Annotated in this window: 1 protein-coding gene; it reads right to left on the bottom strand. The window is 71.2% G+C overall.

What is annotated here, in order from left to right; all coding sequences use genetic code 11:
• The coding region (locus C2I19_RS21575; RefSeq protein ID WP_146056924.1) for a beta-ketoacyl synthase N-terminal-like domain-containing protein at positions 1 to 292 on the bottom strand (292 nt) is incomplete at both ends.

The raw sequence follows: 292 nt of genomic DNA, 5'->3' as shown, positions 1-292 counted from the left end.
GCCGCCGACGATGGCGATGCGGCAGTGGCCGGCGCGCAAGGCGAGCAGGCCGCGATGGATGGCGACGAGCGAGCTGGAGCAGGCGGTTTCGATGGGTTCGCTCGGGCCATGCAGATCGAGCAGGAAGCTCATGCGGTTGGGTCCGACGGAGGCGACGATGCCGGGGGCGCTGTATCCCTCGACGGGAACGCCGGCACGATCGAGCAGGCTGGCGTAGCCGCTGGGGCCGGTGCCGATGAACAGGGCGGTGTCGCTGCCGGCGAGGCTGTGCGGGTTGTAGCCGGCGTCCTCG

The organism is Chromobacterium alticapitis, assembly GCF_002924365.1.
Lineage (GTDB): Bacteria > Pseudomonadota > Gammaproteobacteria > Burkholderiales > Chromobacteriaceae > Chromobacterium > Chromobacterium alticapitis.
Note: the sequence above shows the minus strand (reverse complement) of the source record. Positions and strands in the feature narration are given on the sequence as shown.